At 58.4% G+C, this 9,465-nt stretch carries 8 protein-coding genes; 2 read left to right on the top strand and 6 right to left on the bottom strand.

From position 1 onward, the window contains the following. From IH881_19015 to IH881_19030, 4 genes are all read right to left on the bottom strand, one after another. The coding region (locus IH881_19015; GenBank protein MCH7869792.1) for a 3-oxoacyl-ACP synthase III at window positions 1-665 on the bottom strand (665 nt) is incomplete at its 3' end. 358 nt (window positions 666-1,023) lie between these two features. Next, on the bottom strand, window positions 1,024-1,551 hold the full coding sequence (locus IH881_19020) for a mechanosensitive ion channel (protein MCH7869793.1): 528 nt from the start codon (window positions 1,549-1,551) through the stop codon (window positions 1,024-1,026). A 135-nt stretch (window positions 1,552-1,686) separates the two neighbouring features. Next, window positions 1,687-2,685: an SGNH/GDSL hydrolase family protein gene (locus IH881_19025; GenBank protein MCH7869794.1), complete on the bottom strand. Its 999-nt coding sequence runs from the start codon at window positions 2,683-2,685 to the stop codon at window positions 1,687-1,689. A gap of 216 nt (window positions 2,686-2,901) precedes the next feature. Continuing rightward, window positions 2,902-4,194: an APC family permease gene (locus IH881_19030; protein ID MCH7869795.1), complete on the bottom strand. Its 1,293-nt coding sequence runs from the start codon at window positions 4,192-4,194 to the stop codon at window positions 2,902-2,904. Between the two features lie 263 nt (window positions 4,195-4,457). Here IH881_19030 and IH881_19035 point away from each other — a divergent pair, with 263 nt between their 5' ends. Then, window positions 4,458-5,480: an NADP-dependent oxidoreductase gene (locus tag IH881_19035; GenBank protein MCH7869796.1), complete on the top strand. Its 1,023-nt coding sequence runs from the start codon at window positions 4,458-4,460 to the stop codon at window positions 5,478-5,480. A 36-nt stretch (window positions 5,481-5,516) separates the two neighbouring features. Here the strand turns inward: IH881_19035 and IH881_19040 are convergent, their stop codons facing one another. Continuing rightward, window positions 5,517-6,284, bottom strand: coding sequence for an SDR family oxidoreductase (locus IH881_19040; GenBank protein ID MCH7869797.1), 768 nt, complete (start codon window positions 6,282-6,284; stop codon window positions 5,517-5,519). A 7-nt stretch (window positions 6,285-6,291) separates the two neighbouring features. Beyond that, on the bottom strand, window positions 6,292-7,527 hold the full coding sequence (locus IH881_19045) for an acyl-CoA dehydrogenase family protein (protein MCH7869798.1): 1,236 nt from the start codon (window positions 7,525-7,527) through the stop codon (window positions 6,292-6,294). 220 nt (window positions 7,528-7,747) lie between these two features. On the opposite strand from IH881_19045, the gene IH881_19050 reads away from it, so the two are divergent. Further along, window positions 7,748-9,232 carry a hypothetical protein gene (locus IH881_19050; GenBank protein ID MCH7869799.1) on the top strand — a complete coding sequence of 495 codons (1,485 nt, stop codon included), beginning with the start codon at window positions 7,748-7,750 and terminating at the stop codon, window positions 9,230-9,232. Window positions 9,233-9,465 lie beyond the last annotated feature (233 nt).

A 9,465-nucleotide genomic window follows, 5' to 3' on the forward strand; every position in this document is an offset into this window, starting at 1 on the left:
GTATCGGTCCAGCCGCGATCGAGTTGCCCCAGGCAAAGGCGGTTGTGCTTTGTATCCGAGAGACTCACGGTGCCCTTGAAGCGATGGTTGTTGTCTACGAGCTCGGAATTTGCCAACAGCATTGCGACGGCGCCGGAGCCGGTGGTGAGACAGGCAAATTCTTCGTGGAAGGTCTTCATGTCCGTTGACGATCGCTGCAGCCGCCCAATGGTCTGTTCGGTCAGGAAGCGTGCCGACTCCCCGTCAACGATCAGCCCGTAGTCGATCTGGCCGCGCTCGATCATGTTGCCGATGATCTCCATGCCGTTGAAGAAGGCGAGACAGGCGTTGCCGATGTCCATGCTCGTGCAGGTGTCGGGAAGCGCGAGATTGCCGTGCACCAGGCAGGCCGTCGATGGCTCGATGTAGTCTCGACATACCGAGGTGTTGAGGAGCGTGCCGAGCTTGGCGGGATCGAGGCCGAAATCGTCGAGGACGGCTCGCGCAGCGAGGGTCGCGGCATCGCTCGGCTCGAAGCCTTCGTCCCAAAAACGCCGTTCGTTAATCCCGACCACCGATTCGAGCAGGTCGGACTTCACCCCCAGCCGCTTCATGGTGTCCGCGAGTTGCTCCTGGATCTCGGCAGAGGTCACGACGTGCGGCGCGTCTACGTGTCGTACGCTCACGATGCTGACTTTTTCGAAGTGCACATCCCCCCCCAAAAAAATCCCGTGCCTTGGCCACGACAGAAGGGCTGCGCCAGCGATTGGTATGTGCGCCTTGCCGGCGACCCGACATCTACCCTGCCACGGAATGTGCTCCCTAGGCAGCGCATTCTACCGGAGATTGAGCCGTCCAAAAGATGTTCGGGTTCAAAATTCCCGCGATGTGTCCGTGGCTCGCCAGGGATGGATACAGCGTAGTTTTTCGTTCGATCGCGTACAGGGTGCGGCCCACCAGCCTAATTCTGGCCCCCACTGGCTCTCTCCAGCGAGGATTGGGCGAGAGAGGCGAGTCTTCGCTCGGGCTTCCGGCGGAACTGGATCATGCTTCGTTTTGCGGTTCGCCTCGCGAGAGGTTTCGGATGGCGTTGCCCCATATCTTGGCGTTCGGAATCGTCACGTGGTGCTGCTCCTCGGTGATGACGAGACAGCTGGAGAGAGTCACCTCCTCGACCTGCCCCTTGACCCCCGCCACGGCGATGATCTCTCCAACGTTGAAGGGTCGCTTCATCAGGAGGAATACGCCTGCGGCCAGATTCGAGAGTACGTCCTTGACCGCAAAGCCGACAATGAAGCCCATCACACCGAGCCCGGCGATGAAGCCAGAGACATCAAAACCGACATTTGCCAGCGCCAGGATCAGCACGACGATCCACAAAAAGACCCGGATCGTCCTTTGGATCAGAATTTCCAGTGTTCGGTCGTAGTCCACTCGATCGAAGAAGCGCGCGATATGCTTGTTCGTTACTCGGATGACGACGTAGCCCGCGACTACGATGATCGGGAGCACGAGCCACTCCACATGGTCGGCCAGAATGAGATCTACGATTTTGGCGATGAACTCTTGCATGCGGGCTTCCGGCAGCATAAGCAAGACTGCCCCGAACTGCGAGCAGATCGATCAGTCCAGGGCTTCCCCTACGGTAGGTGGGTAGAGCGCCCGGAATTACGCTCGAAGCCTAGGAGCCTTCTGCCGCGCAGACTCCTAGGGAGTCGCCTCCGTAGGCATCGGTCCGACCCGCAATGACTTGATGAACTGCGCGATGGCCTCGCCGGCAATTCGATGCCCCTGGGCATTCCAATGGCCATCGTCCTTCCCCAGGAAGTTGCTTGCCCGAGACTCTGGCGTGCCGAGTTTTTCGTCAAGTGCGAGCACCGGGATGCCTTCTGCTTTCAATGCGGCAAAGGCCACCGCCAAATCAACACCCTCGGCCATGGAATCGGAGTGGTGAACCACCACGAAGTGGGTATGGGAAGGAAATTCCTGGCGCAGGGCGAGCACAATGCGGGTGTAGAGTGGAGCGCTGGAAGCCAACACCGCGGTGTTGAACTTGATTCTGGTTTGTCCCAACCGGGCGATCATTTCGGCCAAGTACGATACATCCCGCAGCCGACTCAAAAGGGTCACTTGGGGAGGGTGGAATAGCAGTTTCTCGCCGCGAAGTTCTGCCCAGGGCTTGGGCCGCGCCGAGTGGCTGCGCCGCAGAATGTCGTGGAAGTCGTTGCCACAGGTCACGAGCACCACAATTTCGGCCTGTTTGGAGGTGGTGTCCAGCGACTGCGCCGCCAGGAGCTGCTGATCAGTGCCATAGCCACCGCAGCCCCGGGCGCGGATATCCCAATCGGGCAAGAGCTTCCGCATCGTGTAGTCAAAGCGTTCCTCGATGCGAACGCCGGATCCCTCCACGAACGAATCACCAATGATCTCCATCCGATGAGCAGCAGGGACGTGCTCATTGGGTACACCCGCAATCCTGTAGCCTTGCTCGTCGGTTCGGAACTCGTAGAGTTCACCGGCGCTGCTCCGTATGACCACATCGAGATTGGGCCGAAACACATAGCCCAGCCGTGAATCGAACTGATAGCGGCGAGGGCGATTTTCGACCTGATTGGCGTAGTAGTTGAGCACGAGTTCCACCGACAGCAAGCTCATCATGAGCATCGCGAGCATGAGCATGATTTTGCCGATCCAGCGCCGCTGCATGGCGATCACATCCACAACGAAAGACCGGCCGGAAGATCGGCCGCGACCGCAAATCGATTCTGAGGACACACCAGCATCATGACATTTCGTTATCCAACTGTTCCATGAGAAGGTTTATCAGGCGTCGTGTGAAATTGCGATTCAAGCCACCGGCACCTCGATGGGCCATTGTAGGCCCTTATCGGGGTGTCCATTTTTCAGGGGAAGTTCGCGCCCTCATTTGCGAACGAGATACCGGTACACGGGCCAGGACACGGCCGTCATTGCGACTGCATATACTGCGGTCTCCCTCTCCGCATACGCCTGAAACAAAGTAACTAATGCCCATCCGATCAGGCACACGATCGTACTGTAAGGATGGCCCCAGGCTCGGAACGGGCGCTCGGTATCAGGCTCGCGCTTGCGCAGGATGAGCACGCCGATAATCAGTGCAAGGTAAAGAGGTACATAGAAAAACACACAAAGGAGCAATAGGGATTCAAATCCACCGAGCGAAATGAGGCCAATAGCGAGCAACCAGGTGGCCAACACGGCGAATAGCGGATTGCCACCCTTCCCGACCTTTTGTGCACGCTGCGCCGCAAAACCATCCACCGCAAGCGCGTGAAGAACTCGCGGTGCTCCCATATAACCCAGGTTTTGATGGCTCAGCAGAATCACGATGGCGACGACGACAACTGCGTTGCCAACTGCTGGTGAGGCAACAAGTTCAAGAGCATGTGCCAGAGCCAGATCGCTGCCCGCCAGAGCAGCCAACCCTACGCTTTTCACCATTGCGACGTTCAGCAACATATACAACGCGATCACGATAATGACGCCCTTGATGCTCGAGCGCGCTACGGCTCCGGCGCCACCCTCGATTTCGCCGGTAAAGTAAGCCGCATAAAGCCAACCGTCGTAGGTAAAAATGATTGTTGCGAGCATCAGGCTCCAACCACTGAGCCCTGTATTCGCGGGCATCAATACCGTGGCACTGATAACCGGTGCTTCTACAAAAAACAAAAACAGCGCCAGTCCGAGGACAACTAGTCCTATCGCCGCCGTCATAAACTCCTGAATAACGGCACCCAAGGCGATTCCGCGCAACTGAAAGACGGCGAACACCGTAGTCACGATGATAGACAGCGCCGTACGCCATGCCGCCGCTTCAGGAAATAGAATCGCAACAAACTCCAGTATGACGACCGCCTTGAGGGCGATGTCTGCGGCGTAACTCAGCCAGTCAACCCAGCCAATTACGAATCCAGGGTACGGTCCAAATGCTCGGCGAATGAGTGGATAGGTACCGCCGGAGCGCGGCGTCATGCCAACCAATTCGGCGGCTACAGCAGTGGTCAATAGAACGAACAAGCCGCCAAACAACCAAAGTGCAAGGTAGAAAAAAGGGTCAGGAATGACCTCTGCGATTTCACCAGGGCCGCGCAAGATGCCGAGACCAATGATGCCGCCAATCGTAACAGCAAGTACGAATTTGGTGGGCAGTGCCCGCTTCAGATCTTGCTCTGTCACGTTAGATCGTGTCCTGTCGACAGTTACTTTGGATTGTGCTCGAATTTAAACACTCTATCACCATCAACCACACGATTCGCGGATACGACAAAGAAGCGGGATTTTTGACTACGTTCGGTACGGGGGAGCATAGGGACAACAAGCTGAGCTGGGCTGCACGGCGCGGACTTTCGCGCCGCGCCGTACGGGGGGCGTCGGGGGCGAAGGTTGGTCAGACGGCTTCATCTGGTCCACCATGGCAGCAGATCACGGAGGACTACCCCATGTCTGATTATCAGAACCGTACCATCGTGCTGGCCCGGCGCCCTCACGGCGAAGTCCAGGATGAAGACTTTCGGATGGAAACCGAGCCTGTCCGCGAATTGAAGCCCGGTGAGTTTCTGATCAAGGTGTTGTGGTTGTCGCTCGACCCCTATATGCGCCCCAATATGAATGACGCGGAATCCTACGTACCGCCGATGGTCCTGGGTGAAGCGATCAAGGGCGAAAGCGTCGGGCAGATCGTCGAATCCCGTTCGGACCAGTTCTCCGTCGGCGATTACGTCACCAGCTACACGGGCTGGACGCAATACAGTGTGGCGAACGAGCAGACCGAGATGCTGCACAAGTTGGATCCGGGCGGCTTGCCGCTTTCGGTATTTCTGGGAGCGGCGGGGATGCCGGGCCGCACCGGCTACATGGGATTGACACGGGTCGGCAAAGCGCAGGCTGGAGAAACCGTGGTGGTGTCGGCCGCGTCCGGCGCGGTGGGTTCCGTGGTGGGGCAGGTCGCCAAGATGATCGGCTGCCGAACCGTGGGGGTCGCCGGTGGCGAGGCCAAGTGCCGATACGTCGTCGATGAGCTGGGCCTGGACGCCTGTGTGGATTACAAAGCCGGCAACCTGGCTGCGGATCTGGCTGACGCTTGTCCAAAAGGGATCGATGTCTACTTCGAGAACGTCGGCGGTGATGTCACTCGAGCAGTCGCCCCGCTGTTGAATTCGGGTTCACGGGTTCCGATCTGCGGCTACGTGTCACAGTACAATGCTACGGATCTGGCGAGTGCCGATTCGCCCTTCGGTGTGTTCGGGGCGTTGGAAAAACCGCCGGAGCACCGTTTCTTTCTCGTTTTCGAGTGGCAAGACGAGCACGCTGAAACGACGCAGCGCCTGGCGGAATGGATCAAGAGCGGCCAGCTCCAATACAGGGAGTCGGTAGTGGAAGGTCTGGATCGGGCCGTCGACGCTTTTCGCGGCATGCTGCAGGGCAAGAATTTCGGCAAGCAGCTGGTCAAGGTGGCCGGCTGAGCGCAGAGAGTTTGAGGTCCGTTGCCGCGCGCTCGATCAGGGGGACTCGAAACGAGCCTGTAGGCGGCGCATCCCCCGGAGCCAACGATCGTAGTCCGCGACCTTGCGCTGCATGTACTCTGCAACGTTCGGATGGGGCAAGATCAGGAAGCGCTCCTCGCTGAGCCCCTCGACGACGCAATCCGCAACCGCCTCGGGCTCGAGCATTCCATCGACGCCCGCAACGCCGCCCCCCTCGACACCGGCGGTCATTGCGGTGCGCACCGCCTGCGGACAGAGTACCGATACTTTGATACCCCGGTCGCCGTAGGTGACGGCGAGCCACTCCGCCAGGCCGACGGCCGCGTGCTTGGTCACGGCGTACGGTGCCGAACCGATTTGTGTGAGCAACCCGGCCGCGGAGGCGCTGTTGAGCAAGTATCCCTCGCCCCGCTCGAGCATCGAAGGCAGCACGGCCCGCGCGGCATAGACGTGGGCCATCACGTTGACTTCCCAGATCTGCTGCCACTGCTCGTTGGGGACTTCGACATCCCCAGGCAGGAAAATGCCGGCGTTCGAACAGAAGAGATCGACGGCGCCGTATTCCTGCTCGGCGTGCTCGACCAGCGAACGCAGCGAAGATTCGTCGCTGACGTCGACCGCAACCGCGAATCCCCCGATCTCGGCCGCCACTTCGGCCGCCCCATCGGCGTCGAGATCCGCCACGACCACCCGCGCACCTTCCGCAGCAAACTTTCGCACCAGGGCTCGTCCGATGCCGGCCGCCCCTCCCGTAACCACTGCGTGCTTGGATGCGAGCTTCATGCCCCGGCTATCTCCCGGCCTGCTTGTCCGAACTCTCCTTGGACTTTCGGAACTCGAGCCGAGCGATGGTGCGGCGGTGGACTTCGTCTGGCCCATCGGCGAGACGCAGTGTGCGAATGTTGGCGTAGGCCCTGGCCAGACCGAAGTCCGACGTCACACCCGCGCCGCCAAATGCCTGGATGGCGTCATCGATGACCTGCAGCGCCACCAGCGGAGCCTTGACCTTGATCATTGCGATCTCGGCGCGCGCGACCTTGTTGCCGACAGTGTCCATCATGAACGCGGCCTTCAAGGTGAGCAGACGCGTACATTCGATCTCGATCCGGGCGTTGGCCACGCGCTCCTCCCAGACCGAGTGTTCGGCGATCCGCTTGCCGAAGGCCTCGCGGCTCAACAATCGCGCACACATCTTTTCGAGCGCGAGTTCGGCGGCGCCGATCGTCCGCATGCAGTGGTGAATCCGGCCCGGTCCGAGCCTGCCCTGGGCAATTTCAAAGCCGCGCCCCTCGCCGAGAATCAGATTCGAAGCGGGCACGCGCACGTTCTCGAAGAGCACCTCACCGTGGCCATGCGGGGCGTCGTCGTATCCAAATACCGGAAGATGGCGCTCGATTTTTACGCCCGGAGCATCGCGTTCGACGAGAATTTGACTTTGCTGCACGTGTTTGTGCGCGTCGGGATTCGTCCGACCCATGACGATGAGGATCTTGCAGCGCGGGTCGAGGATCCCCGACGTCCACCACTTGCGTCCGTTGATCACGTACTCGTCGCCGTCGCGGCGGATCTCGGTTCGGATGTTAGTCGCATCGGAGGACGCGACCTCGGGCTCGGTCATCGCAAACGCGGAGCGGATTTCTCCGGCGAGGAGCGGCTCGAGCCACTTCTTCTTCTGCTCCTCGGTGCCGTAGCGCTCGAGCACCTCCATGTTGCCGGTGTCGGGCGCCGAGCAGTTGAAGACTTCCGATGCGATTCCACTGCGCCCCATCGCCTCGCACATCGGGGCGTATTCGAGGTTCGTGAAGCCGCCACCACGCTCGCTGTCCGGGAGAAACAAGTTCCAGAGGCCGGCCTCCCGCGCCTTCGCCTTGAGCTCCTCGAGGACCGGCGGAATCTGCCAGCGATCACTCCCGAAACTCGCAAGCTGGCGATCGAAGATCTCCTCACTCGGGCGAATGTGCTTCTCCATGAAATCCCGAATGCGCGCCAGCGTGAATTGCGTTCGCTCGTTGTGTTCGAAGTTCATCGGGGGGTTCCCTTCTCCGGTACGCGCTCGATGGGGCACCGAGGCATCTCGGATTCTACTGCACTGGTCCGGGGGAATCGCCGCTCCAACCGGAATCCGTCCGGTCACTCCTGCACGATGTGGGGTCTGGCAATGGCACCGGTAACGAGACCCGTTGCCGGCTTTCGCTAGGAAATTGCGGCTTGATTATCCTCTTCTCGTCGTGGTGTATCCTTGAGGTGTGTTTTTCAATCTTCGCCAGTTTAGTGAGAGAAATCAGCTGCTGCTTGGCTTTGGTCTCTTCGTAGCGCTGACGCATGCCTATTTTTACAATGGCTCGGGTTGGAATCAAAACGCAAGACTCGACAGTATTTACTCCGTCGTAGAGCCACAGTCTGCGGATACTCCGACATTCTCCATCAATCAGTTCATTACCCACCCAAGACGGGGGATCAACACAGGCGACTGGGCTGTTTATGACGGCAACTACTATTCCAATAAACCTCCCGGTACGATGCTTCTTGGGATCCCCGTCTATTTCGTTCTCTACCACACAGAAAGGCTGCTGGGCCTGGATCCCACTGCCTTTGATGCCGCCCAATGGAATGCCTTCCTGATCAATCTGTTTGTATCCGTCTTCTTTACTGCCTTGTCCGCAGCTTTATTCTTGTCCTGGTTGTTGACCAGATATCCCGGGGCCCCCATCCAGGCTTTTGGTCTTTCAATGATCTATGCATTTGGGACATTGATGTTTCCATTTAGTTCTCAGCTCTGGGGACACGCTACAGCCGCCGCTCTTTGTCTGATTGCCTGGGTTCTCATGAGCCACAAGTCCAGCAAATCAGATCTTCTTGCCGGGATCGCGATGGGCCTCGCCGTTCTGTGCGATTTTTTGGCTGGTCTCCCCGTGGTGATCATGACTTTGTTCTTGGCTTTGAAGACCGAGCACAGGCGGCGGCTGGTGCCCGTCATACTGGGAGGCCTCCCCTCGCTCCTGTTTTTGCTCGTCTACAATAAAATTTGCTTCGGCTCCGCCATTGCCATTGCCCCATCGTTCAGCAGCACGGTGTTCATCGATCCGGAGCTTGCCGGCGGGCTGTTCGGGAAGATCTCTCCCATCAACGCCTACCGACTTTTGTTATCGCCCTCCCGGGGCATTTTTTTGTACATGCCGATTCTTTTCTTTTCGATTGGCGGAGCGATTTGTTTGTTTCGAAAGGGGGCCAAAGACATCGCCGTTTTGTGTGCGATGATTTGCATTGGCCTCTTGTTTGTCGTTTCAGCTTTTAACGGATGGCGCGGAGGGAATACCTCTGGAGCTCGCTATCTCATTGTGGCGATGCCGTTTTGGTGCATCCTCCTCAGCGGACTCATCGGTCAACTAAAGGGATTGTGGCGGCATCTGTATTGCTTTTTCGCTGCTCTTTCAGGGCTCAATATGCTGGTGATCGTTGCGGTTACGACCATGATCCCAGCCTCCAACCAACAACCCCTCTATAAACTCTATGAATGGTTTCTTTCAGGAAAGTTTGCACATTTCAACCGGCCGGTGCGGCTGTTTAAAGATCTTTCACCTGATCAGTGGCAACTGACTAAATTCAATCTAGGCCAGGTAGTGGGTCTTGAAGGTCTGTTCTCGCTCATTCCGTGGCTGGTTCTATTCGTTGGTGGTGTTTTTGTGCTCACCAAAACATTGAGGAAACAATGGGACAACGCCCCTGGGTAGAAGCTGCAAGCTGCGTTTTCGGAAACGTCGAATAGCTCGTGCTAAAGACTCTTCGCAACTCCAGTGCGCTCGAGTGGACAGCGGCAGCGCTGCTTCTGTCGATCGCAATTGGTCTCACCGTCTCACTCGCAGTCGAAGCCGCCCGACGACAGGGCATCACGATGGACGAACCGCAGTATCACTGGATTGCCACGCAAGTCGCCCGAGATGGCGATTTCTCTGGATTCGCGAGA

This window comes from Myxococcales bacterium, from assembly GCA_022563535.1.
Lineage (GTDB): Bacteria > Myxococcota_A > UBA9160 > UBA9160 > UBA4427 > DUBZ01.

Excerpts from the sequence above, each read along its gene's own strand:
- IH881_19035 (MCH7869796.1), top strand. The coding sequence starts at position 4,458 with ATGTCTGATTATCAGAACCGTACCATCGTGCTGGCCCGGCGCCCTCAC.
- IH881_19040 (MCH7869797.1), bottom strand. The coding sequence starts at position 6,284 with ATGAAGCTCGCATCCAAGCACGCAGTGGTTACGGGAGGGGCGGCCGGC.
- IH881_19025 (MCH7869794.1), bottom strand. The coding sequence starts at position 2,685 with ATGCAGCGGCGCTGGATCGGCAAAATCATGCTCATGCTCGCGATGCTC.
- IH881_19020 (MCH7869793.1), bottom strand. The coding sequence starts at position 1,551 with ATGCAAGAGTTCATCGCCAAAATCGTAGATCTCATTCTGGCCGACCAT.
- IH881_19045 (MCH7869798.1), bottom strand. The coding sequence starts at position 7,527 with ATGAACTTCGAACACAACGAGCGAACGCAATTCACGCTGGCGCGCATT.